We start from the raw sequence: 24,964 nt of genomic DNA, 5'->3' as shown, positions 1-24,964 counted from the left end.
TGGTGACGGCAACCGCCAGCATGATGCCCAGCACCATCTGGTTGGTGCCGGTGCCGTAGCCGAGCCGGATCAGCCCGTTGGTCATGGTCAGCACGATGATGGCGCCCATCAGGCCCTTGATCACCGAACCCCGCCCGCCGCCGAGGCTGACGCCGCCGACCACCGCCGCCGTCAGCGCCATGATCTCGAGGTTGAGGCCGGTGCCGGGCCCTGCCCCGCTCAAGCGGCAGGCGATGAGGAAGCCGCCGATCGAGGCGCAGAAGCCTGAGAAGACATAGGTCATGAACACCGTGCGCCGCACGCGGATGCCGGCATTGTGGGCCGAGCGCCTGGAGCCGCCGACCGCCAGCACATGCCAGCCAGGCCGCGAGCGCGTCAGCGCAATGTGGGTGATGATGGCCAGGATGATCGCCAGCCACACCGAGACGGAGAGCCCCCAGAAGGTGCTGTCGCCGATGAAATCGAGCACATCCGATGTGGCGGTCGAAAGCTGCACGTCGGCGGCGTAGGTGGTGACGAGGATGTCGAACAGCGCCCGCCCGAAGATGAAGGTGACCAGCGTGGTGAGGAAGGCGCGCAGCCGCAGGTACCCGACGAGATAGCCGTTGATGGCGCCGAAGACGAGGCCGGTGGCGATCGACGCGGCCAGCGCCAGCCAGATCGATTGTTCGAGGATGAAGAAGACATAGACGGCGGAAAAGCAGGATAGCGCGAAGATCGAACCGACCGACAGGTCGATGCCGCCGCCCAGCATCACCACCGTCATGCCGGTGACGACCATCGAGAACTCGCCGAGCTGGCGGGTCGATTCCTGCAGCGAGGTCAGCTTGAAGAAGCCAGGAATGACAGAGCCGAAGGTCGCCAATGTCACCACCAGCGCCAGGAACGGGATGGCGTTGTCGGTCCAGCGTTTGGTCAGGATCTCGCCGACGAGGTGGTCGGGCACGAGATTGTAGCGCCAGGACTGGAGGCGTTCGCGAAAGGACATCAGGTCACTGCTGCCGCGAGAGGAAAAAGAGAAAGAGGTGGCCGGGCAATCCGGCCACCTCGTTGACATCAATTGGCGAGGATCGGCCTATTTCGCCGCCGCTTCTGCCTGCAGCGCCTTCAGGTCCCAGCAGCTGTCTGGCTTGAGGTCGGCCTTGGTCGTCGCCTTCTCCAGCGTGTAGATGTAGGTGTGCGAGGTGCCTGCCGGCTGGCCGCTCTGCAGCAGGAACTTGATGATGGCATTCATGTCGCCCGACTGGCGGGCAAGATCGGTCATCACCACGGCGCCATAGGTGCCATCCTGCAGCTTGTCGCAGTCAGCGGTCTTCTCGCCGCCGCCGGTGGTGACCAGGAACACCTTGCCGTCGAGCTTGGCGTCGCGGATCGCGGCGGACGCGCCGGTGGCGTCGCCATCCCAGAAGTCGATGATCGAGCAGATGTCCGGGTTCTGCTGAAGCATCGTCGTCGTCACGTTGCGCGAGGTCGTCGCGTCCCAGTTGGAGTCTGGCTTGGCCACCACCTTGAAGTCGGGATGCTTGTCCAGCACCTTCATGATGCCGGCATACTGGTAGAGGCTCGACGAGTTCGCCTGGTCGCCCTGCACCAGTCCGATCTTCTTCGACGAGTTTTCGCCGCAGCCCTTGATCGCTGCCTCGGCCTCGAGCTGGCCAAGCCTGTCCCAGTCGCTGCCGACAAAGGCGTCAGCCGGGAAGTTGGCTGGATTGTCGACCAACAGCACATAGGTGCCGGCGGCCTGCGCCTTCTTCATCAGCTTGGAATAGGAGTTGAGATCCGGCGCATGGATGATCAGCACGTCCGGCCTGGTGTCCGAGGAGATGGCGTCGGTGATCGCCTGCGCGCCGGCATCGACGACCCAGTTCGGATCGCGCGTTTCGAAAGTACCGCCCCACGCCTCGACTTCGGTCTTCAGGTAATGCGCCCAGCCCTGCGCCAGGTCGAATCCCATCGCCAGCGGCACCAGCATCACGCGCTTGCCCTTGAGCGCCTGCGCGTAGGCGGCCGGGCCCGGATCGTCGGCGGCGAAGGTTGGCGCCACGAAGGCGGTAACGGCAAGCGCCGTGGCGGCGGCCATGAGTGTTCTGATGAGTTTCATGTCACATCCTCTGTTTTGCTGTTGTTGTTCACGGCCGGCCGCTACCGTCCGCGTCTGGTCTAGATATCGCCCTGCTGGGCGGTCTGCTCGTCACGTGGATTGATGATGCCATCGACGATGATCGCCCCCAGCAGGATCGCCGCCTTGATCAGGTTCTGGTAAAGCAGCGGAATGTCGATGATGGTCATGGCGTTGAGCAGGATGCCGATCAGCGCCGCCCCCACCAGCACATTGCGCACCCCGCCGCGCCCGCCGGACAGGCCGATGCCGCCGATCACCGCCACCAGCACGATGTCGTAGAGCAGCGTCGAATTGACGACGCGGGTGTTGATTGAATGCAGGCTGGCCGCCGTCAGCAGGCCGGCAACCAGCGCGACGAAGGCGGAGAGCACATAGCGCAGCACCAGCATCGGCCGCACCGGAATGCCGATGTTGCGCGCAGCGGTCGGATTGTCGCCGGCGAAATAGATGTAGCGGCCCCATTTGGTGTAGCGCAGGAACAGGAAGAACAGGAAGGCCAGGCCGGCGAAGACGAAGACCTCGATGGGAATGTCGAGGAAGCGCAGGCCGCCGAGCAACTCGACCCAATGGCCCTGCGGCACCGGCACTGCATCCTGGGTGATCAGTTGCGAGCGCACATAGCCGAAGACGAAGGAGCCGGTCGCCAGCGTCACGAAGATCGCCGGCACGTCGGCATAGGCGACGAGAAAGCCGTTGAGCAGGCCGATGGCCAACACGCCGGCCAGCACATAGGCAAAGGCCAGCCCCTCCGAGGTCCCGGTGTTGAGCAACTGCAGGTACCAGGCGACGGACATCGCCATGATCGCTACGGCGGAAAGGTCGATGCCGCGGCCGATGATGACGACGGCCATGCCAAGCGCCAGTATGCCCAGCACCGACACCGAGCGGACGATGGCGACGAGATTGTTGGGATCGATGAAGCCCGGCAGGCCTATTGCCGCGGCAACGAACAGCACCACCGCGATGGCAAAGACAATGCCTTCCTGATTCAGGCTCCTGAAATTCGGCCAGCCTATCGTGTTCATGTCTGCTTTCGCCCCGATGGCAGCGCTGCCATCCCGAAGAACAAAAGCTAATCGGCTCAGCGCCGGTTCGTCAAATGAATCCGCGCTCGCAAGCCTCGTCAACGGCGATATTCATCGAGTGGACGCATCGATTGCCAAAACTGGCGCAATGCCCGGAAACTCCTGCATTTTCGGCAATTGATTGCGCCGTTGCGGCGGCTCGCGAAAGCGCCGCCTCAAGGCGAAGGGACCAGGCGGAATTTATCTCTGCATGAGGCGGAAAAATTCGATTTCAGTTCCCCGGCGCGTGGCCGGAAACCTCGGCGCCCGCACCCGGCGGCAAAGCGAGGAAACGGAATGACGTCACCAGCCCGATGGCGCCGATCACCAGGAAGGCGATTCGAAAATCGACGAGGTCGAGCGCCGTCCGGTCCCTGGCGATCTGCGACAGGTTGAGGATCGCCGCCGCCACCGCGACGCCGAACAGCATCGCCACCTGCTGCAGCATGCTGGACAAGGTCGCCGCCGAACTGCGCTGGGATGCCGCGACATCGGCGAAGGCCAGCGTGTTGAGCGCGGTGAACTGCATCGAGCGCGACAGGCCGGCAAGCAGCATCAACACGATCACCAGCGCTTGCGGCGTCTGCGGCGAGATCGCCGCGCAAGCCATGATCGATGCGGAGGCGATCAGTCCGTTAATGACCAGAACCCGGCGAAAACCGAAGCGCCGCAACGTCGGCGTCGTCACCGTCTTCATGCCGAGATTGCCAAGGAAATAGGCAAGGATCATCATGCCGGCGTCGATCGGGCTGAGACCGAAGCCGACCTGGAACAGCAGCGGCAACAGGAACGGTGTGGCGTTGATCGCCACCCGGAAGTTGGTGCCTGCCGACAGCGTCGAGATGGCGAAGGTCAGCACCTTGAACGACGAGAGGTCGAGCAGCGGATGCCGGGCGCGCAAGAGGTGGCGTACCGCCAGCCAGCCGATGACGACGCCGGCGGCGATCAGCAGCACCGTCGGCAGGACGCCGTCCTCCGGATGCGCGATGCGTTCGAGGCCGTAGAGCATCGAGGCGAGCCCCGCCGACGTCAACACGAAGCCGGGCCAGTCGAGAGGTTTGGGATCGGCTTCGCGGTCACCCGGAACGAAGCGGGCAACCAGCGCCAGCCCAACCGCCCCGAGCGGGATGTTGATGAAGAAATTCCAGTGCCAGGACAGCGCGGTGGTGATGAAGCCGCCAAGCACCGGTCCGACCACGGGCGCGAACAACGCCGGCCAGGTGATCAGCGCCGTGGCGTTGAGCAGTTCCGACTTCGAGGCGTTGCGCAGCACCAGGATACGGCCGACCGGCGTCATCAGCGCGCTGCCCAGGCCCTGCACGGCGCGGGCAGCGACGAACTCGGTCAGGTTCTGCGAGAAGCCGCAGGCGAGCGAGGCCAGCGTGAACAGCGCGATCGCCACGAGAAAGATGTTGCGCGCGCCGAACCGGTCGGCAAGCCAGCCCGACAGCGGCACGAACACCGCCATGGTCAGCATGTAGACGGTGATGCCGATGCTCATCGCCACCGCCGGCACGCCGAACGAGGCGCCCATCTGCGGCAGCGAGGTCGAGATGATCGTCGAATCCAGCAGTTGCATGAAGAAGGCGATGGCGACGATCAGCGCCACACGCCGCGCATTCGTGGCCGTTTCGGGCAAGGCTTCGATCTCGGGAATTGCAGTCATGACGGAACCGGTTTGAACAGCATTTGGCCGGCTGCGTCCAGAGATGGCGCAACAAACTTTCGTGTCACGCCGCGGCCTGCTATGGGATGAGCGGGGCGGCCGAGGAAAGTGTGCGCGTAAAAATGAAGCCCATCTATATCGACTACCTCAATGCACTCGACATCGATGCGCTTGCCATGGCAGATGGCGAAATCATTGCCGCCGTCGAGGCTGGCCTGGTGGCGCAGGGCAAGGGCCAGACGGTGATCGAGCCGCGCGTCCATCTCGAACCGGATCCATCCTTCCACGGTCATTTCAATGTCTTGCGCGGCTACGTCGCGCCGCTCGACACGGCCGGCGTCAAGATCGTCGGCGACTATGTCGACAACTACCTGCATGGGCTGCCCTCGGAATTCGGCATCCTCAATCTGTTCGACCCGCGCACCGGCACGCCGCGTGCCATCCTCGACGCCACCGTCATCACCGACATGCGTACCGGCGCCGTCACCGCCATCGGCGCCAAACATCTGGCGCGCAAGAATTCGAAGGTGCTGGCCCATATCGGCGCGCGCGGCACCGCCTACTGGAACGTGCGCCTGCTCGACCATCTCTTTGACTTCGACGAGATCCGCGTCCATTCGCGTCGCCCGGAAAGCCGCGACGGTTTTGCCGCCAAGCTCTCCGCCGACCTCGGCAAGACGGTGACCGCGGTGGCCGACTGGAAGAGTTGTGTCGAGGGCGCCGACATCGTCGTCGAGGCCTCGCGGCTGCCGGAGCCGCGACCCTTGTTGAAGACCGAATGGATCAAGCCCGGCGCGCTGGTGGTGCCCTATGGCACGATGAGCGCGGTGGAATTGTCGCTGACCGACATCATGCAGAAGCTGATCGTCGACGACTGGGGCCAGTGCAAGGGCGGCAAGTTCGGCTCGCTGCGTGCCCATGTCGAGACCGGACGGCTGAGCGAGAAGACGCTGCATGCCGAACTCGGCCAGATCGCCGCCGGGCTCAAGGTCGGGCGAGAGAATGACGGCGAGACGATCCTGTTCTGGCATCGCGGCCTGTCGCTGTCCGACATCGCGCTCGGCAAGGCGATGTTGGCCAAGGCGCAGGCGCAAGGCATCGGCCAGAGGCTGCGCTTCGCATGAGCGCGCTCGTCCTGACCGGAGCCAGGGTCAGCGTTGGCGATGTCGCCGCCGTCGCGCGCGCGGCACGCAAGGTGGAGATCGCGCCCTATGTCATCGGCAGACTGGAGAAGGCGCGCAAAGTGCTCGACCAGACCGCCGCGTCCGGCCAGCAGATCTATGGCCTGAACACCGGGCTTGGCGCCAATCTCGGCACCTCAGTAGAGGGCGACGCCAGCGCCTTCCAGCGCCAGTTGCTGGAGGGACGTAGCGGCGCGGTCGGCGAAGCGCTGCCGGTCGAGGCCGTGCGGGCAACCATGTTTGCCCGGGTAGCGACGCTTTCCGTCGGCGGCTCCGGCCTTTCGCCAGCCGTGTTTGTCGCCCTGGTCGACGCGCTCAATGCCGGCGTTCATCCGGTGATGCCGTCGCTTGGCTCGATCGGCGCCGGCGACCTGGTGCTGATGACGTCCCTTGCGCGCCTGCTGATCGGCGAAGGCGAAGCCGACTATCAGGGCCGGCGCATGCCGGCGGCCAAGGCGTTGATGATGGCCCGCCTCGCCCCGGTCACCCTGGCGCCCAAGGACGGGCTGTCACTGATCAACGCTTCTTCGGTGTCCGCCGGCAGCGGCGCGCTTGCGGTGACGGATGCGCTGTCCGCCCTTGCCCAGCAGCAGCAGGCCGGTGCGCTGACCATGGAAGGCATCGGCGCCAACCGCACCATCCTCGATCCGCGGCTGCATATGGCGCGTCCGGCGGCCGGTCAGCAGGAGGCCGCCAAGGTCCTTCACGATCTGCTCGCCCGCGACGAGGCGCCGGCGCCGACCACCTTGCAGGACCCGCTGTCGATCCGCTGCATGCCGTCGATCCATGGCGCGTTGATCGAGTCGATCGGTCAGGCGAGACAAGCCGTCGAGATCGAGCTCAATGCCGCCGCCGACAATCCGCTGGTGCTAAGCGACGACGAACTGGTGCTGTCGACCGGCAATTTCCACACCGCCACGCTGTCGCTCGCCTTCGAGACACTCGGCCTGGCGATCGCTCAATGCGCCGCAGCAAGTGCCGCCCGCTTCATCCAGCTCACCGGGTCGGGCCGCAACGGCCTGCCGAAATATCTGTCGCCGGTCGGCGGCGCCTCGGCCGGCTTCGTGCCGTTGCAGAAGACGGTGACATCGGTCCTCGCCGCCATCCGCCACAAGGCCAATCCGATAATGCTCGATTTCCTGGCGGTGTCGGAAGGCGTCGAGGACCACGCCGCGCAGACGCCGCTGGCGGTTGCCAAATGCGCCGCGATGATCGCGCTGTGGCGGCGGCTGATCGCCTTCGAGCTGATGGCTGCCGCGCAGGCAGTCGACCTGCGCGACGGGTCCACGTTGGCGCCCCGCACCACCGCGGTTCACACGGCAATACGCGCGCTCGTCCCTGCCCTGAAAGAGGACCGGCCGCTCGGCATCGACGCCGAAGCGCTCTACGCCGCGCTCGCCGGCGGAAGTTGGCCGGTCTGACGCGGCTTCGCTCAGAAGACGACAGTCTTGTGGCCGTTGAGCATGACGCGTGCTTCGAGATGCAGCTTGACGGCGCGCGCCAGCACGCGGCTCTCGATGTCGCGCCCGACGGCGACGAAATCCTCGGCGCTCATCGCATGGGTGACGCGTTCGGTTTCCTGCTCGATGATCGGGCCCTCGTCGAGGTCGGAGGTGACATAATGCGCTGTCGCGCCGATCAGCTTGACGCCGCGATCGAAAGCCTGGTGGTACGGCTTGGCGCCCTTGAAGCTCGGCAGGAAGGAATGGTGGATGTTGATCGCCCGTCCGAACAGCCGGTCCGACAGCCCTTTTGAAAAGACCTGCATGTAGCGCGCCAGGATCACCAGCTCGGCCCCCGTCCGCTGCACCAGATCCAGAAGCTTTTGTTCCTGTTCGGCTTTGTTTTCCTTCGTGGTCGGCCAATGGTGGTAGGTGATCCCCTCCAGCTCGGCGAAGCGGCGGGCATCCTCGTGGTTGGAGACGACGGCGGCAACCTCCGCGTTCAGCCAGCCGACCCTGATCTGGTACAGCAGATGGAGAAGCGCGTGGTCGAATTTCGAGACCATGACGATGATCTTCGGGCGGCGCGCCTGGTCGACCAGCGCGGTCTTCATGCCGAAGCGGTCGACGCTTGATTTCAGGGCCCGCTCCAGACTGTCCTTGCTCGAGCCGGGCGGGCTGGTGAAGGCGATCCGCATGAAAAAGCGGTTGGTCTGCCGGTCCCAGAACTGGCTGCTTTCGGCGATGTTGGCGCCGTTCGCGGCAAGCTCGGCCGTGACCGCGGCGACGATCCCCGGCCGGTCCTCGCAGGACAGGATCAGAGTATATACCGGCGCTGCCTCGGCCGTCGCATCATTGCCTTGAGATTTCACGCCCCGTCGACCCTCTTCATGAACAGGCTGAGCTCAGCCGGATCCATTTGCACCACATGCTTCTCTTCGGGATAGGCCAGACTGTTGACGTCGGCGACATACTCGGAAAAAGCGGCGATGCGTTCCCCTTGCAGGCGGTCGTATTCAGCCGCGAAATTGCGGTAGACCTTGGAATGGCGTGGCATGTGGCCGCGGTTCTGGCCGAGGATATCGTCGGCGAACAGATATTGCGCGTCGCAGCCGGTGCCCGCCCCCATAGATAGCATGATCAGCGAGGTGCGCTCCGAGATCGCTTTCGCCACCTCGACCGGCACCACTTCGATCTCGGCGCCGATGGCGCCGGCGGCCTCCAGTTGCTTGACCGCCTCGAAGACCTGCATGGCGGTGTCGGCGGTCTTGCCGACCGCCTTGAAGCCGCCTGTCCAGGTGGCGCGCGACGGGATCAGCCCGACATGGCCGATGACCGGGATGGCGTCGTCCGCCATCCGCTTGATGGTGGCGTAGCCGGCGCTGCAATAGACGGCATCGGCGCTCGCCTTGTAGAGCCGGAACGCCCAGCGCACGAAATCGTCAGCGGTGCCGATCTCGAAAAAGTTCTCGCCCGGCATGGTGAACAGGCTGGGCGCCGCATCGCGATATTGCGGGTTGAGCACCAGTTCGGGCGGGACCGAGACGATGTCGACCCCTGCCCGCTCGGCGGCCTCGGCCTCGTCCATCGTCAGCACGCGCAGCATGGTCAGCTGGCGTTTGCCCTTCATGGCGCGCAAATCCGCCACCGTCGGTCTTTTTCGGCTCATCGAAAGGGTCCCTCTGTTACGCGCTGCGGCCGGTCAGCCGATATCGATCATGACCTTGCCAGCTTCGATCTTCACTGGATAGGTCTTGAGATTGACGCAGACCGGCGCGCCTTTGGCGGCACCTGTCTTGTAGTTGAAGCGGCCATTGTGCTTGGGGCATTCGATGATGTCGTCCATCACCAGGCCGTCGGCCAGATGCGCCTTCTCATGCGTGCAGTACCCGTCGGTGGCGAAGAACTCGTCATCCGGGCTGCGATAGATGGCGAAGGTTCGTCCGCCATGGTCGAAGCGGATGACGTCCTCTTCGTCGACGTCGCTCACGGCGCACGCTTCTACCCAGTCGGCCATTTGCGTCTCCTCGTGGTCCAGCCCGTGCGGCCCGTCAAACTATTCGGCGGCCGCCGACATATCGACCTTGTGGAATTCGCCACGATAGGGCCTGGCCGTCGGCGGCAATTCGCGCTCGAGGTAATAGTCCTCGTATTTCAGCTGCCTGAGCAGGACCGGCCAGACTTCTCGATAGGCATGCCACATCGACGGGTTGGGCTGCGGCAGATCGTGCTTGATCAGCTCGTGCAACCTGGGCAGCGCGTGATACGGCACCATCGGGAACATGTGGTGCTCTACATGATAGTTCATGTTCCAGTAGATGAACCGGCTGATCGGGTTCATGTAGACGGTGCGCGTGTTGAGCCGGTGGTCGACGACATTGTCGGCGAGCCCGATATGCTGCAGCAGGCCGGTGGTCACCATGTGCCAGGTACCGTAAAGGCGTGGCAGGCCAATCAGCACCAGCGGCAGCCACGAGCGCGTATAGAGCGCCAGCGCAATCGTCGCGATGTAGATGGCGACATGCCAACGGGCCGCGACAACCGCCTTGCCCAGCTCCATCTCGGGAATATAGCTCTTCTCGTCATCCGACAGTCTGCCAAACGCCTGGCGCACCAAAATCGGCAGCGAATAGCGGAAATCGAGGATGCCGGTGAAGGCCAGTGCCGCCTTCAGGAGGTCTGGCGGACGCATGACGGCGATCTCGGCGTCGCGGCCGACGATGATCGTATCGGTATGGTGGCGGGCATGGCTCCAGCGCCATTGCACGGGATTGCGCATCAGCATGAAGCTGGCAATCTGGTAGACCACGTCGTTCATCCAGCGTGTGCGGAATGCGGTGCCGTGGCTGCATTCGTGCCAGCGCGAGTCGCTCGAGGAACCATAGAGCACGCCGTAGACGAACAGGAACGGCACGACCCACCACGTGCCCCAGAACCAGACGATTCCGGCGGCGGAAGCCAATATGGCGACGATCCAGATCAGCGTGTCGCGGATCGCCGGGCCGTCGGAACGCTGCATCAGCTCCTTCATCGCCTTGCGCGGGACATCGGTGTGATACCATTCCGCCGAGGCCAGCCCGGTTTCGATCGCGATCCGCGTGCTTTCCCCAACCAGGCTGTAGTCGCGCTTCGTCATCATGGCCTCCGGATAGTAGATCGGGCAGGCTGATCCACAACCTGCCATTTGCCGCGGCATGGGCTCCTCATCGACATCACGGCCTGCTCCGCAAGGTCGGAAAATTGCCGGACGGCGCCGGGTAATCCTCTTGCGGCTGCGTCGCGATCGCCGCGATCCGTCGCTCGCAGGCGGCGATTTCGCTCGCGCCGTCGAGAACGCGGAACACCGCATCATAGGAGCGGCCTTCGCCATGCTCCAGCCAGATCATCTCGTCTCGTTCGCGCGCGGCGAGATTGCCCAGAACATGGTGCGTCGAAGGTTCGATGCCCAACGCATACTGGCCCGCCTGGAAATTCTGCCATTGATAGGCGCAAGGCAGTTGGTCCTTGCGCGTCACCACTTCGAAGCCAAGGCCGATGCGATCGTTGACCAGCGCAACCGGTACCTCGCCATTGGCATCGGCCGTCATCTCATGCTGCCAGACCTGTTCGCTGAAACCCAGTTGCGGCGCCGGCACGGTGCGGTAACCCACCTTTTGCGCCCGGTAGCACTCGCCATCATGGCCGGCCCAGACAACGTCCCGGATCGGCGCCAGATAGCGCGAACCCTCGTCGAGCAGGGGATGGCTGAGATTGACGTGGTAGAAATACATATGCGGCGTGCGACTGAAGCCGTGATTGACGACACGGTCGAGGAGCCGGATCTCGTTGCCGCCGACATCGGCCTCGATACGGCGGATGAGATGCAGGTCTTCGCCGAACACGGCCGACTGCTGAACGATGCCTTCGGCCCACAGCACGCAGCGGTCGCCGTCCCAGGTCTCGCCATAGCCGGTCAGCCGTGCCGGAATGGTACCGGCGCGGCCATGCAGCGAATGGACCACGGTCTTCCTGCCCGGGTAATTGTAGCTGTCGGCCGGCACTTCTTCCCGGCCCAGTATGTGGTCGAGGCCGCAGGTGACGAGCAGGCCGGAAAAGGAGCGCGCCCAGGCCAGCCCCCCTTCCCCTTCATAGTCGTGCAGGCCCGGATGGCGGAAGCCGCTCGGCGAATGCCAGCCGATCGCCTGGCCCTTGAAATCGCAATCGGCGATGTCGAGCGCACGGTCGGCCAGCGCGGTGAAGCGCAGGCCCGAACCGGTGCGGAACTCCAGCATGCGGATGCCGCGCTCCACCCCGTCGCCGAGTGTCATCAGCCGCACGCCGGCGAATTGCGACAGCATGCCGGAGCGTTCCCGGACCTGCCGGCGCGAAAGCGTCTTGCCGTAAAGCTCTACCATGTGACGGCCGCTTCTTTCACTTCGCTCTCGTCTCCTTGAGCAGCGCCGACATGTCGGCGCCGGTGATGATGCTTTCCACCGTCAGAAGGTCGGTATCGGCGACCGTCTGCTCGGCGACGATCTCGCCACGGCGCATGACGATGATGCGGTCGGCGACCTGGAAGACATGGTGGATGTTGTGGGTGATCAGAAGCACCGAATGACCGGCGTCGCGCACCTCCTTGACGAAGCGCAGCACGCCATGCGTTTCCTCGACGCCGAGATTGTTGGTGGGCTCGTCGAGAATGATGACCTTGGCGGCGAACTGCATGGCGCGCGAAATGGCGATCGATTGCCGCTCGCCGCCAGACAGCGTCGAGACCAGCGCATCGGCGTCGAGTTTCTTCGAGATGCCGACGCGCTTGAGCAATTCCGACGCCGCATTGCGTAATTTCGCGAGGTCGAGCGGCGCGAACACGCCGAGCCATCCGAAACGGACCGGCTCGCGTCCGAGGAAGAGGTTGCGCGCGATGCTGAGATCCGGCGCCAGCGAGGTGTCCTGATGGATGGTTTCGATGCCGAGGTCCATCGCATCGCGGGTCGAGCGGATCGAAACCTTCTCGCCGCGCACATAGATGTCGCCGCGGTCGGCTGGGAACACGCCCGAGATCGTCTTGATCAGCGTCGATTTGCCGGCGCCATTGTCACCGAGCAAGGCAACCACCTCGCCTTCGCCAAGCGTGAAGGAGGCGTTCTTCAGCGCGCGCACGCTGCCGAAGGATTTTTGCAGGTTCTGCAGCCGAAGCACTTCCATCGTCAGCTCCTTGCGGCGTTCTTCTGCAGCAAGGCGTGCAGGATGAGCATGGCGAGGATGATGACGCCGACGAAGATGTTGTAGGCTAAGCCCGGCACCCCGATCAGCACGATGCCGTTGCGGATGGCGCGCAGCATCAGTGCACCGACAATGGTGCCGAGAATGGTGCCGCGCCCGCCGGTCAGCGCCGTACCGCCGACCACCACCATGGCGATCACTTCCAGTTCGTAGCCGGTTCCGGCCACCGGCGAGGCGGCGGAAATCCGGAAGGCGCTGATCATGCCGGCGAGACCCGCCAGCACCGAGGTCGCGATGAACAGCCAGATCTTGACGGCATCGGCCGGCACGCCGCGCGCCACCGCCGCGTTGCGATTGCTGCCGATGGCGCTGATCCAGTTGCCGAGCTTGGCGTAGCGCAGGATGTAGATCGCCAGCAGCGACAGGCCGATAAACCACCACAGCGAAGTGTAGAACCGGAACGAGCCGATGTTGAAGCTGCCGGCGAGCAGCGTGACGAAAAAGTCGGGCTGGTCCCAGGACTTGAGTGGAAACCCTTGCGTGATGTAGAGCGCCGCCCCGCGCACGACGAGCAGCATCGACAGCGTGACCAGGAAGGAGGAGATGCCGATCTTGGTGACGATCAGCCCGTTGATCGCCCCGATCGCCACGCACAGCAGAAGCCCGGCCAAGAGCGCCACGCCGATGCCCGCTTCGCCATTCTGCACCAGAAGCATGACGACGACCGGCGCCAGTCCGAACACGGCGCCGACGGACAGGTCGAACTCGCCTGCCGTCAGAAGCAGCGTCATGCCGAGCGCGATGATGCCGAGTTCGGGCAGGAACGCCATCATGTTGGAGATGTTGAGCGGCGACAGGAAATTGGCGTCGGCGACAGCGAACACCGCCAGCAATATGATGAGGATGACGAAGGAGGAGAATTGCGGCGAGCGCATCAGGCTCGATCTGCCTCTCACCCTCGGCGCGTCGTCTTCTGCGGCAATTGTCATGACTGCTTGGACCATGCTTGGAAAAGACGCCCGCCGCGTTTGCGGCGGGCGCCGGTTTTCTCACTTCTTGTCGTAGAGCTTCAGGATCGGTTCGACGCTTGCCGCGTCGTAGAGGCTGAAGGTGTGGATGTCGTAGCCGATCGGTTCGCCCGAGGCGGCAAGCCCGAGCAGCGCCACCGGCATGAAGCCTTGCGCCGAAGGGAACTGCCAGGCGGCCGCATTGACGAAGCCGGCCTTGACGGCTTCCGCGGTTTCCTTGGAGTTGCCCCAGCCGACGACCGGGATCTTGCCGGCCGGCACGCCGGCGCCGTCGAACACCCGCTTGATGCTGGCCGCCACGGAATCGCCGAGCGCGATGATCGCCGGCGGGTTGTTGGCCACCATGTAGTCGGTCATCTTGGCGATGATGCCGGCAGGATCGGTACCGCAATCGACCACATCGTATTTGATGCCGAGCGGATCGAAGACGCTGGCAATGCCTTCGGTCTCCAGCTGCTGGTAGCTGGCGCCTGGCACCTCGACCGGCAGGAACACCTTGTCGCCCTGCTTCACCATCTTGTGGTCGACAAGATATTTGGCCCAGATGACGCCAGCCTCCTTGAGATCGGCTCCGACATAGGCCTGCCGCCCGGTCGCCGGATCGTCGGTGTTGAAGAAGACGATCGGAATGCCGGCTGCCTTGGCCGCCTTGACTTCCTCGGTCCACAGGCCGGGCTGCGCCGACGTGGTGGCGATGCCGTCCGGCTTGGCGGCAAGCGCGGAGTTGAAGGCTTCCTTCTGCGCCGCCATGTCGCCTCCGCTGAAGGAGATCTTGCAGGTCACCTTGAGCTCATCGCAGGCCTTGGTGGCACCAGCATTCCAGTCAAGCCAGAACGCATCCGACGGCCCGCCATGCGACAGCAGGTAGAAGGTCTTCTGCCCATCCTGCGCCAGCGCCGGCGAACCCAGTGCGACGCTGGCGAGCACGGCCGCGGCGGACGCCAGTTTCAATGCAAATTTCAACATTTCTTCCTCCCTTGTTTGGGGTCGCGACGCCGTGAGCCGGCGCCGCAACCGGCCATCACAGGCCGTTGGCGCGGAACTTCCCGTCGAGGAACTTCTTGGCGCGCGGCACGTCGTCTTCCGACAGATGCTCGATGATGACGGGGATGTTCGGATGCTTCTGCGCCAGCCGCTGGAGATAGAGGTCGTAGTTCAGCGAACCGAGGCCAGGCGCCGGCAACTCGATCTCGCCGACACCGCGGAACGTGTGGCTCTCCAGCGCGTCCTCGTCGCCGATGTCGGCGTGCTTCTCGGACTTGTCGCCGCCCGAACGCTTGACGTCCTTGGCGTGCGCAATCTTGATCTTGTCGGTCAGCGTGTCGAACACCTGGTTCAGGATCTGGTCCATCTTGTCGATGTTGTGCGTCTCGAAATAGTTGGTCGGATCCATCAACAGGCCGAGGCCGGGATGGTCGACCTGCGCGAACATCTTCACCGTCTCCTCGACCGAACCGACGACGTTGTTGACGTAGGTTTCGAGCAGGAACACCGCGCCGTGGTCATAGGCCGTCTGGGCGAGGTCGGCGATCACCTTGCGGCATTCCTCGAACCCTTCCTCGGTCTTGTTCTTGGGGTGATGCACCCAGTCGGATTCGGTGTTGTAGGTGCCGGTCTCCGAGATCACGTAAGGCGAGCCGAAATGGCGTGCGTTGCGGATGATTTCCTTGAGATAGCCGACGCGCTTGTCGCGCTCCGCCTTGTCGGGATGAATGATGTTGGTATAGCCCGACACGCAGCAGACCGGCAGGTTGTTGTCGCGGAAGACGTCGCGGACCTTCTTTGCCTTGTCCTTGGTGATCTGGCCTGCCGACAGGTCGACATCCTTGAAATGAAGGTCGAGCTGCACCGTGTTGAAACCTAGCCCGCGGATCTTCTTCGCCGTCTCTTCGAGACCGTACGGGAAATAGCCCGTGAAAATACCTGCCTGCATCATGGTGTGAATTCCTCCCTGTAAGCGATTCAGTTGTCTGGTTTTCAGCTGCGGTGATCAGATGGCGATTTCGGAAAGCCTGACCGTGCGGCCCTCGTCAATCGAGCGGTAGCCCGCCTCCACAAGCGCCATGGTCTTGACGTTGTCGGCGACCGACAGCGCCGGCGGTGTGCCGGTCTTCACCGCGTGCTGGAGCTGCTCCATCACGCCAATGAAGGCATGCGGGAACCACATCGTGTCCCAGCTCGGGCTGACCCATTTGCCGCCGGTGGTCTCGGTCGAGGCGTAGGTCAGCGTCGAGGCGGAACCCGTCGGCCAGCCGATCGTGCCCTTGGCGACGCCCTTGGTGCCATCGACCCGCCAGTTGATGTGCTGGTCGTCCTTGTAGCCGTCCTGGCGCGGGCCGGACCACACATCCTCCAGCGACACGGCGAGCACGCCGGACGGGAACCGCAGCGTCGAGACGGTGATGCCGTCGGAATGGTCGAATTTCGTGCGCGGATCCTTGCGCGTCAGCGTCGTGATTTCATCCGGGTCGCCGAACAGGAAGCGCAGCACATCGAGGTGGTGCACGCTCATGTTGGCGAGCGTCAGCCGGTCGTAATCCTCGAGGAAGACCTGCCAGTGCGGGATGGCGTGCATGTCGATCTGCGCGAAGACAATGTCGCCGAGCGCGCCGCTGTCGATGATCTGCTTCAGCACGCGCATCGACTGGTCGTAGCGCATGTTCTGGTTGACGGAGAGGATCTTGCCGGCCTTTGCCGCCTCGTCACGCAGCTTGACCGCTTCCTCGACCGAAAGCGCCAATGGCTTCTGCGCCAGGATCGCCTTGATGTGCTTCTGCTTCAGCGCATGGCGGATCAGCGCCGGCTGCTGGTCGGGCGGAAAGGCGAGGTCGATGATCTCGACATTGGTGTCCTCGATCAACTGCTCCGGCGTGTCGTGGACGGTCGGGATGCCCCAGCGCGTGGCCACCTTCTGTGCATTCGCCTTGGTGCGCGAGGCGATCGCCACCACCGGGAACCCGGCTTGCCTGTAGGCGGCGAGATGGCACTCGGCCATGATCATGCCGGCGCCGACGCAGCCGATCCTGTATTCTTTTGTGCGGACCTTGACGTCCGGCTCGAAGCCTTTGCCTGCCATCTTATCCTCCCGAAACTCTTTCCTCGCGGCCGCCATCATCGTGCCAGCGCTCCCCCGCCCTGTCCGAAATAATGCACTCTGGCCGGCTCGCAGGATATCGCCACCATCGCATCGGGCCTGATGTCGGGCTGGCCGCGCAACAGCGCCTTCAGCCGCGCCTGTCCGGCTTCGAGCGTCACCACGGTGTAGCCGCCGAGCGGCTCGACCTCGAACACCCGCGCCGGACGGCTTGACGCCTCGTCCGCCCTGCCCCCGTCCGCCCACGGTCTGACCTTGATGTCTTCCGGCCTGAGCCCGATCTCGACGGTATCGGCGGGAGCCGCCTTGTCGGCAATGCGGATCGTGCCTTCGGCGGCCTCGACGCCACCCTCGCCGCGCGCCGATTTCAATATGTTCATCATCGGCGAGCCGAGCAACCGCGCCACATAGGTGCTGGCCGGGCGGTCGTAGATTTCGGCCGGAGCGCCGATCTGCCTGATCCTGCCATGCTCCAGGATGGCAATGCGGTCGGCGACCGACATCGCCTCTTCCTGATCGTGCGTGACATAGATCAGCGTCTTGCCGAGTTCGCGCTGGATGCGCTTCAGTTCGACCCGGGTCTCCTCGCGCAGCCTGGCGTCGAGCGCCGAGATCGGATCGTCCATCAGATACGCATTGGGATCGCGCACCAGCGCGCGCGCGATCGCCACGCGCTGCCGCTCGCCGCCCGAAAGCTGCGCCGGCGGCTTGTGCAGGATATGGCCGATATGCAGCTTCGCCGCGACGTCGGCGACCCGCTTGCCGATCGCGGCCTCGGCGACCCCGCGTTCGACCAGGGGGAAGCGCACATTGTCGAGTGCACTCATATGCGGGAACAGCGCCAGGTTCTGGAACACCATCGCGACGTTGCGCTCGGCCGGCGACACCGTGTTGACCAGCTTGCCGCCGATCAGGATGTCGCCGGTATCAGGTGTCTCCAGCCCGAGCACCAGGCGCAGGATTGTCGACTTGCCCGACAGCGGCGGACCGAAGAAGCAGAAGAACTCGTTGTCGTTGACCGTGAACGAGGCGTCGTCCACGGCGAGCGTGCCGCCGTAGCGCTTGGTCACATTGCGAAAGACGATGTCAGCCATGTCTCAGCCTGCCTTCATCGCAACGCCGGTAGCCGCATCGAAGATACGCACCGACGACGCGGCGGGTGCGACGATGGCGATGTCGCCGATCGCCAGTCCGACGTCATTGTCGAACACCGTCTTCACAGCAGCCTCGCCCTGGCCGAGATGAACGATGGTGCGTGCACCGATCCGTTCAACGAAGCTGACTTGCATGGCGAGGCCTTGCCCATGTTGCACCAGTGAGGCCTGTTCCGGCCGAAATCCGTAAAGCACGTCGCCCCGCGCGCCACGCAATGCGGCAGCGAGTTCGCCCGGCAGCGGCGGCGTGATGCCCAGGGGTCCGAGATCGACGACCAGTCCCCGGTCGCTCTCCGCCGGCCTGCCCTTGAGAAGATTCATCCCCGGCGCGCCGATGAAGCGCGCGACGAAGACATTGGCCGGATCGTTGTAGACCTCGAGCGGCGTGCCGACCTGTTGCAGTACGCCATGGTCCATGACCGCGATGCGGTCGGCCATGGTCATCGCCTCGAGCTGGTCATGGGTGACGTAGACCATGGTCTGGCGGAACTGGCGCTGCAACTGTTTCAGCTCGGTGCGCATCACAGCCCGGAAGGCGGCATCGACATTGGAGAGCGGCTCATCGAGCAGGAAGATCGCCGGCTCCATGATCGCCGAACGGCCGATCGCCACACGCTGCAAGATGTTGACCGACAGCCGGTCGGCCTTGCGGTCGAGAAGCGGCGTCAGCTGCAACATTTCGGCGATGGCGCCGACACGGCGGTCGATTTCGGCTTTCGCCGCGCCCCGCATCCTCGGTCCGTAGGCGAGGTTCTGGCGCACCGTCATATGGGTAAAGATGGCATAGTTCTGGAAGACGAAGCCGACGCCGCGCCGACCCATCGGCACGCCGGCCATGTCGCGTTCGCCGAACAGGATCCTGCCGCCGGTCGGCTCCTCCATGCCGGCGATCATGTTCATCGTCGTCGACTTGCCGCAGCCCGACGGCCCGAGCAGCGCCATGAACTCGCCGTCGGCGATGGCCAGATCCATCGTCTTCAGCGCGGTGAAATCGCCGAATTTCTTGACCAGGTTCTGCAGGTGGATCGCGCTCATGCCGGCACCTGCCTTGCCCGCGCCATGCGTTTCATCGCGAACACGGCGACGATGGACAGCACGATCAGTATGGCCAGCGCGATCGCCGCCACATAGCCCCAGATCAGGTCCTGCGTGGTGAGCTTGTAGATGTAGACGGAGATGGTCTCGGTGGCGACGCCGGGGCCGCCACCGGTCATGATGTAGAGCGTGTCGAAGATCTTGAAGTTCTCGATCACCCTGATCGCCAGCGCGATGATGATGATCGTCTTCATCTTCGGCAGCACGATGGTGACGAAGCGTTGCCAGGGATTGGCGCCGAGCAGCGTCGCCGCCTTGATCTGGTCTTCCGGCACGCCGACCAGGCCGGCAAGCAGGATGAGGAACATCAACGGTGTCCATTGCCAGATGTCGGCGACCATGACGGCGATCAGCGCCAGCGTCGGGTCCGACAGCCAGGCGATGGTCACGGGAGAACCGGTGAGCGACGACAGGATGTCGTTCACCGGGCCGCCCGACTGGAACAGCATGAAGAACATGTAGCCGGCCACCGCTGGCACCACCATCATCGGCATCAGCAGGATCGAATAGAAGATGCGCTTGCCCGGAAAATCGTCTGCAAACAGCGTCGCCAGCGCCAGGCCAAGCAGGAATTCCGCCGGCACGCAGACGACCATGACGATGGCCGTGCGCTTCAGCGCGCTCCAGAAGCGTGCGTCGGCGGCAAGGTCGGTGTAGTTGGCAAAACTGTTCCACAGCGACCAGGCGTTCCACCAGCCGAGGCCCGACAGCGGCGACCAGTCGGTGACGCTGATGTAGAGCTGCATCAGCAGCGGGAAGGCCGAGATGAACAGGACGAGGACCTGCGCCGGCAGCGTCAGGCGAAAGCCGAGCCTTGCCCCCTCGTCGCGCGGAGCCGGTCTTGCCTGGACGGTTTTCCCATTGTCTTCCAAAGTGGGGGCGTCCTCCGAAATCGTCCCGGTCACCGCGCTCATTGCTTGAGCGCCCCGAAGGTCAGCCCGCGCACCAGATGGCGTTGGATGGCGATGCCCATGATGACGGGCGGCACGGCGGCGATCAGGCCGAGCGCTGCCTTGGCGCCGTAGAGCTGTCCGGTCATCGAGGACGACAGCGAGGCCATGTAGACGGGGATCGTCACCCATTCGCGCGTCGTCAAAAGCAGCGCGATCAGATAGTCCGACCAGTTGAGGATGAAGACGAACAGGGCTGCACTGGCCAGCGGCGCCCGCATCATAGGCAGCGTGATGCGGGTGAAGACGCGCAGCCGCGAACAGCCCTCGACCAAGGCCGCCTCCTCGATCTCGCGCGGCATGTCGTCGAAGAAGGTCTTCATCAGCCAGAAGGCGAACGGCAAGGTGACGATACCGTAGATCAGCGACAGCCCCCACCAGCTGTCGGTGAAATTGAGGAACGACCACATGATCATCACCGGGATCATCACCGCCATTGGCGGAAACAGCCTGAGCTGGATCAGCGCCAGCGGCAGGTTCTGGCCGGAGCCGAAGCGCGACAGCCCGTAAGCCGCGGCCGTGCCAGCCGACATGGCGATCGCCGTGCCGAACACCGCCGACAGCAGCGACGAGAGGATTGGCTTCAGCGCCGTGCGGTCGAGTGCGACGATCAAATTGTTGGTCGACTCGCCGAAGACGAAGCGGAAATTGCTGAGCGTCGGGTTCTTCGGCCACCATGTCAGGTCGGCCCCGGTCGCCGACCATTCGGCGATCGGCTTGAAGGCCATCGACACCATCCACAGGATCGGCACCAGCGTCACCGCCATCGCCGCGAGGATCGCGGCGTAGCGGAATATCTCGAAGGGGACGGAACGCTTCATCTGGCTGCTTTTGCTGGTGGCGTCGGTTGCGGAGGGGAAGCGCAGGTGCTCCTCCCCTCCGGCTCTGATCCAGGGAGACGGATCAGCTGATCGGATCGAGAACGGTCGGCCAGGCCTCCTTGTTGGTCTTGATGGCTTCGAGAAGCTTGTCCTCGCCGATGCGCCTGGCGATCTTCTTCCACTCGGTCTCGGTGTCGGCCATGGCCTGCTCTGATGTCTTGGCCTTGGTCAGCGAGGCCATGAGGTTTTCGTCGAGCGCGTTGTGGAAGGCGGTGGCGCCGGGATAGTTGATGGTCGGCACCGTGCGGGCGACCGTCTCGCGCACAATGTCCATGTGGTAGGCATGGTAGGTCTGGCGCACCAGCGGATCGGAGAAATCCGAAAGCCGGAATGGATCCAGATAGCCGCCGGGATTGGCGCTCATCCAGGCGTAGATGCGGGCGGAGCCCAGCCATTGCAGCAGGAGATAGGCGACCTCCTGGTTTTTCGACTGCGACGAGACCATGCCGGTCAGTGAGAACCACAGCACCGAACGGCTGATCAGCTTGCCGTCGATCTCGCGGCCGGGCGGCAACATCGATCCGATCTTGCCGGTGACGGCTGAATCCTTGTTGCCGGCATTGTCGAGGAACTTCGGCAGGTTGGAGAAGGCGCAGGTCATCGCCGCCCCGCCCTTGGCGAAATTGCCATACTGCTCCGGCCAGCCCCACGAGATCGCGTCCGGCGAATGGTGCGCGAGCGACGCGACATATTCGTCGGTCGCGGCGATGCCGTGCTCCGAATTGATCAGCGGCTTGCCGTCATCGCCAAACAGGAACTGGTTGGGCGAAGCCATGGAGACGTAGCGCTGATACCAGTTGGTGTAGCCCCAGCCCTGGTTGCGCAGGTCGGTCGAGCCGAACAGGCCCTTGTCCGGGCGCTGGAAGAAGGCGGCGATGTCGCCGTGCTGCTTCCAGGTCTTCGGTGGCGCCAGATCGTAGCCGTACTTGTCCTTGAAGGCCTTCTTCTCGGCTTCGTCGCCGAACAGGTCGGTGCGGTAGACCCAGGTCTGGAAGTCGCCGTCGAGCGACACGCCATAGTTCGAGCCGCGGTATTTGTTGAGCAGCGACACGCCCTTGGCGCCGTCGACATAGCCGGTCTTGGGATCGTCCCATTCCGGCTTGTATTGCGCGACAAAGTCGTCGAGCTTGGCGATGCCGCCGGTCTCGGCGAGGTCGCCGAGGCGGTTCCATTCGGTCGAATAGATGTCGTAGGCCCCACCCTTGGTGGAGATGTCCTGCATCGTCTTGGTGAATTCCTGGCCGTTCGGCAGACCGACGATTTCGATCGGAATGCCGGTCTCCTTTTCCCACAGATCCTTGATCGATGGCGCGCCGGCCGGGAAAGGCTGCGTAAGCTGGCCGATCGAGCCATCCGAAAGACCGAGCACGATCTTGGCTGGTGCCTTGCCGGCGCCCTTCAACGCCTTGGCGGCCTCGATGGCGCGGCCTTCCGGTGTGTCGGCGCCGTACTGGTAGCGCTCGGCTCCGTCGAAGCCCGTCGGGCCGCCGATCATGCCTGGCGCCAGCGCGTCCGCCGCATAGGCGCGGCTGGGACGAATGAATCTTGGTGCAATGCCTGCGGCAGCCATGATGACGGCCGCCTTTCCTCCGGACGCCAACAAGCGGCGCCGCGACATGCGGATCAAATTGGACATTGGAACTCCTCCCTCAGGGCCACGTTTCCTCCACGACCCTATGAGGGATATTGACGGCAGCACGGTAAGGCTGTCAACATCATAAATAATCAAAACACCTCACAACATTGCAAGAAGGCGAGGAAATGCATCGTACCGCGGTCCACACGCCACTCCTGATGCCTCGATTTGATGGGAAACTCCCCTTCCAAACCCCGCTCATTCCTGTCGGAGGAATTGATTTAGCCGTGCAGCTTGCACATCGGCCAAGGCCGGATACATCATTTCCCATCAGAATCGCGGATGGCACGGAAGCCGTCGCCAGGCGACCTGACGCATGCAGGAGATGAAAGACGGTGCGGTCCACCCTGACTGACATAGCCCGGGAAGCTGGTGTCTCGCCCGCCACGGTCGACCGTGTGCTCAACAACCGCCCCGGCGTTCGGGCGCGCACGCGTGAAATCGTGCTCGAAATGGCGCAGCGGCTTGGCTACATCGCCGAGGGCTCGAACGGGGCGCCGCCCAGGCCCTTGCCAGGCGACATCATCCGGCTCGATTTCGCGCTGCCCGCCGGCACCAATTCCTTCATCAAGATGCTGCACCGCCACATCGAGGCGCAGGCCCTTGCGCGCCCCGATCTCGATGTGCACATCGCCACCATAGAGGGCTTCAATCCCGATCGGCTCGCTCGTTTGCTGCAGGACCTGCGCGGACAGACGCAAGGCGTCGGTGTCATCGCGCTCGACCATCCAACGGTGCGCGAGGCGATCCGCTCATTGTCGGCCAACGACATCAAGGTGGTGACCATAGCCTCCGACATCCTGCATGTGCCGAGGGTCGCCTATATCGGCATCGACAACCGCGCCGCCGGCCGCCTCGCCGGCTATCTGCTCAACCGCTTCATGGGATCAGGGCGCCCGGGCAAGGTGGCGCTGTTCGCCGGCTCGCTTTCCTATCGCGGCCACGAAGAACGCGAGATGGGGTTCCGCCATATCCTGACCGAGGAATCGCCCAATCTGCAGATCGTCGAGATGCGCGAAATGCTCGACGACCGCGAAAAGGCCTATTCGGAAGCGTCCGCCCTTCTGGAACGGCACCCTGACCTTGCCGCGATCTACAATGTCGGCGCCGGCAACACCGGCATCGCCCGCGCGCTCAAGGAGCGCGGCCGCGCCCAGTCCATGGTCTTCCTCGGCCATGAGGTGACTGAAGGCACCAAGGACCTTCTGCTCGACGGCACGCTCGACGCGGTCATCGACCAGAACCCGCGCGTCGAGGCGCGCGAGGCACTCAACACCTTGACCCATGCGGTCAGGGGACTGCCCTACGAATTGCACCAGCCAAGGCTGCAGGTGATCTTCAAGGAGAACATTCCGGAGATTTGATGGGCGGGGCAGCCCTTCAAGCGCCCGCCCCGCTCGATGCTTCCGGTCTACTGGACGGCAGCGACTTCCGCGGCGGCGGTGTCGACAAAGCTCCTGTCGACCCATTTGCGGTAGTCGATCGATCCCTTCAACAGCCCGGCACCGGCCATGAACTTTTCCTCGCCCTGCAATGCGGCGACCGCATCGTCGGTGAGTTTCGGGTCCTGGTGGAACACGCCGTCGGCATAGGTCTTGCGGACGGATTTTTCCGACGACTTGGTCGCCTCGACAAAGGTCTTGATCGTCTCCTCGGGATGCGCGTCGGCCCAGCGTGAAATCTCGATATCGACCTTCAGCAGCCGCTTGACCAGGTCTGGGTACTTCGCCGCGAAGGCGCCGTTGACCGAGATGACGTTGGGCACGTTCCATTCCGGATGGGTGCCGGTATCGAACAGCACGCGGGCCTCGCCGGTATCGACCAGCTTGGCGGCGGTCGAGTCCGTCTCGACAATGGCGTCGATATCGCCGCGCAGCAATGCCGGGCCGGATGCCTCGAAAGGCAGGTTCAGCCCCTCGACATCGTTCGTCGTCAGGCCGACGCTGTTCAGCGCCTTGCTGAAGTTCGAATGCCGCACGGTGCCGGTGAGGTAGGCGACCTTCTTGCCCTTCAGATCCTGCAGCGTCTTCAGCGGCGAGTCGGTCTTGACGACGATGTAGGAGCCGCCGGTCTTCACATAGCTCGACAGGCCAATCAGCTTGACGTCGGCGCCAGACGCCGCGACGCGCAACGCTGGATTGTTGCCGGTGTAGGTGAACTCTATGGCGCCGGTGGCCAGCGCCGTCGTCGCTTCCGAACCGCCATTGAACGTCACCAGCTCGACCTTGATGCCGTCCTTGGCGAATTCCTTCTCCCACCAGCCATCCTTCTGCGCAAGGATGAATTTGAGGTGCCCGGGCGCCGTGCTGCCGATGCGGATGACATCGGGCTTGTCCTGCGCGAAAGCCGGCATGCCGCCGAGGCCGACGACGACGGCAATGGCACCCTTCAGGAGCAGTCGGCGAAATCCGTCGAATCGAATGCTAGGCATGGGAAAATCCTTCCT

Annotated in this window: 22 protein-coding genes and 1 pseudogene (1 of these 23 cut by a window edge); 3 read left to right on the top strand and 20 right to left on the bottom strand. The window is 63.9% G+C overall.

The window, feature by feature from the left end:
* From NR193_RS25820 to NR193_RS25805, 4 genes and pseudogenes are all read right to left on the bottom strand, one after another.
* A pseudogene (locus NR193_RS25820) lies at positions 1–988 on the bottom strand (ABC transporter permease); it reaches 1,152 nt to the left of the window's first position.
* An 87-nt stretch (positions 989–1,075) separates the two neighbouring features.
* On the bottom strand, positions 1,076–2,101 hold the full coding sequence (locus tag NR193_RS25815) for a sugar ABC transporter substrate-binding protein (protein ID WP_256753572.1): 1,026 nt from the start codon (positions 2,099–2,101) through the stop codon (positions 1,076–1,078).
* A 59-nt stretch (positions 2,102–2,160) separates the two neighbouring features.
* Positions 2,161–3,147, bottom strand: coding sequence for an ABC transporter permease (locus NR193_RS25810; RefSeq protein WP_256753571.1), 987 nt, complete (start codon positions 3,145–3,147; stop codon positions 2,161–2,163).
* Between the two features lie 271 nt (positions 3,148–3,418).
* Positions 3,419–4,852: a DHA2 family efflux MFS transporter permease subunit gene (locus NR193_RS25805; RefSeq protein ID WP_256753570.1), complete on the bottom strand. Its 1,434-nt coding sequence runs from the start codon at positions 4,850–4,852 to the stop codon at positions 3,419–3,421.
* Positions 4,853–4,974: 122 nt separating this feature from the next.
* Between NR193_RS25805 and NR193_RS25800 the strand changes: the two genes are divergently transcribed.
* Entirely contained in the window at positions 4,975–5,976 is a 1,002-nt protein-coding gene (locus tag NR193_RS25800; RefSeq protein ID WP_256753569.1) for an ornithine cyclodeaminase family protein, read from the top strand.
* A complete protein-coding gene (gene hutH / locus NR193_RS25795) occupies positions 5,973–7,454 on the top strand; it encodes a histidine ammonia-lyase (RefSeq protein WP_256753568.1) in 1,482 nt (493 codons plus the stop codon). Before NR193_RS25800 ends, hutH begins: the two co-directional genes overlap by 4 nt.
* Positions 7,455–7,465: 11 nt before the next feature.
* Here the strand turns inward: hutH and purU are convergent, their stop codons facing one another.
* The 15 genes from purU to NR193_RS25720 all read right to left on the bottom strand — a co-directional run bounded on the left by purU (position 7,466) and on the right by NR193_RS25720 (position 22,518).
* Positions 7,466–8,347 carry a formyltetrahydrofolate deformylase gene (purU, locus tag NR193_RS25790; RefSeq protein ID WP_256753567.1) on the bottom strand — a complete coding sequence of 294 codons (882 nt, stop codon included), beginning with the start codon at positions 8,345–8,347 and terminating at the stop codon, positions 7,466–7,468.
* Complete coding sequence (locus NR193_RS25785; RefSeq protein WP_256753566.1) at positions 8,344–9,144, bottom strand: 3-methyl-2-oxobutanoate hydroxymethyltransferase; 801 nt, start codon at positions 9,142–9,144, stop codon at positions 8,344–8,346. Before NR193_RS25785 ends, purU begins: the two co-directional genes overlap by 4 nt.
* Before the next feature lie 33 nt (positions 9,145–9,177).
* Positions 9,178–9,492, bottom strand: a complete 315-nt coding sequence (locus NR193_RS25780) for a MocE family 2Fe-2S type ferredoxin (RefSeq protein ID WP_256753565.1) — start codon at positions 9,490–9,492, stop codon at positions 9,178–9,180.
* A gap of 39 nt (positions 9,493–9,531) precedes the next feature.
* The gene (locus NR193_RS25775) at positions 9,532–10,614 is read right to left on the bottom strand and encodes a fatty acid desaturase family protein (protein WP_256753564.1); all 1,083 of its coding nucleotides are present in this window, start codon (positions 10,612–10,614) and stop codon (positions 9,532–9,534) included.
* Positions 10,615–10,687: 73 nt separating this feature from the next.
* Complete coding sequence (locus NR193_RS25770) at positions 10,688–11,869, bottom strand: aldose 1-epimerase family protein (protein ID WP_256753563.1); 1,182 nt, start codon at positions 11,867–11,869, stop codon at positions 10,688–10,690.
* Positions 11,870–11,885: 16 nt separating this feature from the next.
* The gene (locus tag NR193_RS25765; protein ID WP_375162742.1) at positions 11,886–12,668 is read right to left on the bottom strand and encodes an ATP-binding cassette domain-containing protein; all 783 of its coding nucleotides are present in this window, start codon (positions 12,666–12,668) and stop codon (positions 11,886–11,888) included.
* A complete protein-coding gene (locus NR193_RS25760) occupies positions 12,665–13,684 on the bottom strand; it encodes an ABC transporter permease (protein WP_375162741.1) in 1,020 nt (339 codons plus the stop codon). Before NR193_RS25760 ends, NR193_RS25765 begins: the two co-directional genes overlap by 4 nt.
* 45 nt (positions 13,685–13,729) lie before the next feature.
* Positions 13,730–14,674 carry a substrate-binding domain-containing protein gene (locus NR193_RS25755; protein WP_256753560.1) on the bottom strand — a complete coding sequence of 315 codons (945 nt, stop codon included), beginning with the start codon at positions 14,672–14,674 and terminating at the stop codon, positions 13,730–13,732.
* A gap of 55 nt (positions 14,675–14,729) precedes the next feature.
* Positions 14,730–15,644: a sugar phosphate isomerase/epimerase gene (locus NR193_RS25750; RefSeq protein ID WP_256753559.1), complete on the bottom strand. Its 915-nt coding sequence runs from the start codon at positions 15,642–15,644 to the stop codon at positions 14,730–14,732.
* A gap of 54 nt (positions 15,645–15,698) precedes the next feature.
* Positions 15,699–16,784 carry a Gfo/Idh/MocA family protein gene (locus NR193_RS25745; RefSeq protein WP_256753558.1) on the bottom strand — a complete coding sequence of 362 codons (1,086 nt, stop codon included), beginning with the start codon at positions 16,782–16,784 and terminating at the stop codon, positions 15,699–15,701.
* A 35-nt stretch (positions 16,785–16,819) separates the two neighbouring features.
* The gene (locus NR193_RS25740; protein ID WP_256753557.1) at positions 16,820–17,896 is read right to left on the bottom strand and encodes an ABC transporter ATP-binding protein; all 1,077 of its coding nucleotides are present in this window, start codon (positions 17,894–17,896) and stop codon (positions 16,820–16,822) included.
* A gap of 3 nt (positions 17,897–17,899) precedes the next feature.
* The gene (locus NR193_RS25735; RefSeq protein WP_256753556.1) at positions 17,900–18,991 is read right to left on the bottom strand and encodes an ABC transporter ATP-binding protein; all 1,092 of its coding nucleotides are present in this window, start codon (positions 18,989–18,991) and stop codon (positions 17,900–17,902) included.
* A complete protein-coding gene (locus tag NR193_RS25730; protein WP_256753555.1) occupies positions 18,988–19,965 on the bottom strand; it encodes a carbohydrate ABC transporter permease in 978 nt (325 codons plus the stop codon). Before NR193_RS25730 ends, NR193_RS25735 begins: the two co-directional genes overlap by 4 nt.
* Complete coding sequence (locus NR193_RS25725; RefSeq protein WP_256753554.1) at positions 19,962–20,822, bottom strand: carbohydrate ABC transporter permease; 861 nt, start codon at positions 20,820–20,822, stop codon at positions 19,962–19,964. Before NR193_RS25725 ends, NR193_RS25730 begins: the two co-directional genes overlap by 4 nt.
* A gap of 82 nt (positions 20,823–20,904) precedes the next feature.
* Entirely contained in the window at positions 20,905–22,518 is a 1,614-nt protein-coding gene (locus NR193_RS25720) for an extracellular solute-binding protein (protein WP_256753553.1), read from the bottom strand.
* A 335-nt stretch (positions 22,519–22,853) separates the two neighbouring features.
* Here NR193_RS25720 and NR193_RS25715 point away from each other — a divergent pair, with 335 nt between their 5' ends.
* Positions 22,854–23,882: a LacI family DNA-binding transcriptional regulator gene (locus NR193_RS25715; RefSeq protein WP_256753552.1), complete on the top strand. Its 1,029-nt coding sequence runs from the start codon at positions 22,854–22,856 to the stop codon at positions 23,880–23,882.
* Between the two features lie 47 nt (positions 23,883–23,929).
* On the opposite strand, the gene NR193_RS25710 is transcribed toward NR193_RS25715, so the two are convergent.
* Positions 23,930–24,949 (bottom strand): aliphatic sulfonate ABC transporter substrate-binding protein, encoded by a 1,020-nt coding sequence (locus tag NR193_RS25710; RefSeq protein ID WP_256753551.1) that lies wholly within the window; start codon positions 24,947–24,949, stop codon positions 23,930–23,932.
* Between the last annotated feature and the right edge of the window lie 15 nt (positions 24,950–24,964).

Source organism: Mesorhizobium sp. Mes31 (assembly GCF_024519675.1).
Taxonomy (GTDB): Bacteria; Pseudomonadota; Alphaproteobacteria; order Rhizobiales; family Rhizobiaceae; genus Mesorhizobium.
This window is presented reverse-complemented; position numbering and strand designations above follow the sequence as displayed.

Excerpts from the sequence above, each read along its gene's own strand:
- NR193_RS25815 (WP_256753572.1), bottom strand. The coding sequence starts at position 2,101 with ATGAAACTCATCAGAACACTCATGGCCGCCGCCACGGCGCTTGCCGTT.
- NR193_RS25810 (WP_256753571.1), bottom strand. The coding sequence starts at position 3,147 with ATGAACACGATAGGCTGGCCGAATTTCAGGAGCCTGAATCAGGAAGGC.
- NR193_RS25805 (WP_256753570.1), bottom strand. The coding sequence starts at position 4,852 with ATGACTGCAATTCCCGAGATCGAAGCCTTGCCCGAAACGGCCACGAAT.
- NR193_RS25800 (WP_256753569.1), top strand. The coding sequence starts at position 4,975 with ATGAAGCCCATCTATATCGACTACCTCAATGCACTCGACATCGATGCG.
- hutH (WP_256753568.1), top strand. The coding sequence starts at position 5,973 with ATGAGCGCGCTCGTCCTGACCGGAGCCAGGGTCAGCGTTGGCGATGTC.
- NR193_RS25785 (WP_256753566.1), bottom strand. The coding sequence starts at position 9,144 with ATGAGCCGAAAAAGACCGACGGTGGCGGATTTGCGCGCCATGAAGGGC.
- NR193_RS25780 (WP_256753565.1), bottom strand. The coding sequence starts at position 9,492 with ATGGCCGACTGGGTAGAAGCGTGCGCCGTGAGCGACGTCGACGAAGAG.
- NR193_RS25775 (WP_256753564.1), bottom strand. The coding sequence starts at position 10,614 with ATGATGACGAAGCGCGACTACAGCCTGGTTGGGGAAAGCACGCGGATC.
- NR193_RS25770 (WP_256753563.1), bottom strand. The coding sequence starts at position 11,869 with ATGGTAGAGCTTTACGGCAAGACGCTTTCGCGCCGGCAGGTCCGGGAA.
- NR193_RS25760 (WP_375162741.1), bottom strand. The coding sequence starts at position 13,684 with ATGGTCCAAGCAGTCATGACAATTGCCGCAGAAGACGACGCGCCGAGG.
- NR193_RS25755 (WP_256753560.1), bottom strand. The coding sequence starts at position 14,674 with ATGTTGAAATTTGCATTGAAACTGGCGTCCGCCGCGGCCGTGCTCGCC.
- NR193_RS25750 (WP_256753559.1), bottom strand. The coding sequence starts at position 15,644 with ATGATGCAGGCAGGTATTTTCACGGGCTATTTCCCGTACGGTCTCGAA.
- NR193_RS25745 (WP_256753558.1), bottom strand. The coding sequence starts at position 16,784 with ATGGCAGGCAAAGGCTTCGAGCCGGACGTCAAGGTCCGCACAAAAGAA.
- NR193_RS25740 (WP_256753557.1), bottom strand. The coding sequence starts at position 17,896 with ATGGCTGACATCGTCTTTCGCAATGTGACCAAGCGCTACGGCGGCACG.
- NR193_RS25735 (WP_256753556.1), bottom strand. The coding sequence starts at position 18,991 with ATGAGCGCGATCCACCTGCAGAACCTGGTCAAGAAATTCGGCGATTTC.
- NR193_RS25730 (WP_256753555.1), bottom strand. The coding sequence starts at position 19,965 with ATGAGCGCGGTGACCGGGACGATTTCGGAGGACGCCCCCACTTTGGAA.
- NR193_RS25725 (WP_256753554.1), bottom strand. The coding sequence starts at position 20,822 with ATGAAGCGTTCCGTCCCCTTCGAGATATTCCGCTACGCCGCGATCCTC.
- NR193_RS25720 (WP_256753553.1), bottom strand. The coding sequence starts at position 22,518 with ATGTCCAATTTGATCCGCATGTCGCGGCGCCGCTTGTTGGCGTCCGGA.
- NR193_RS25710 (WP_256753551.1), bottom strand. The coding sequence starts at position 24,949 with ATGCCTAGCATTCGATTCGACGGATTTCGCCGACTGCTCCTGAAGGGT.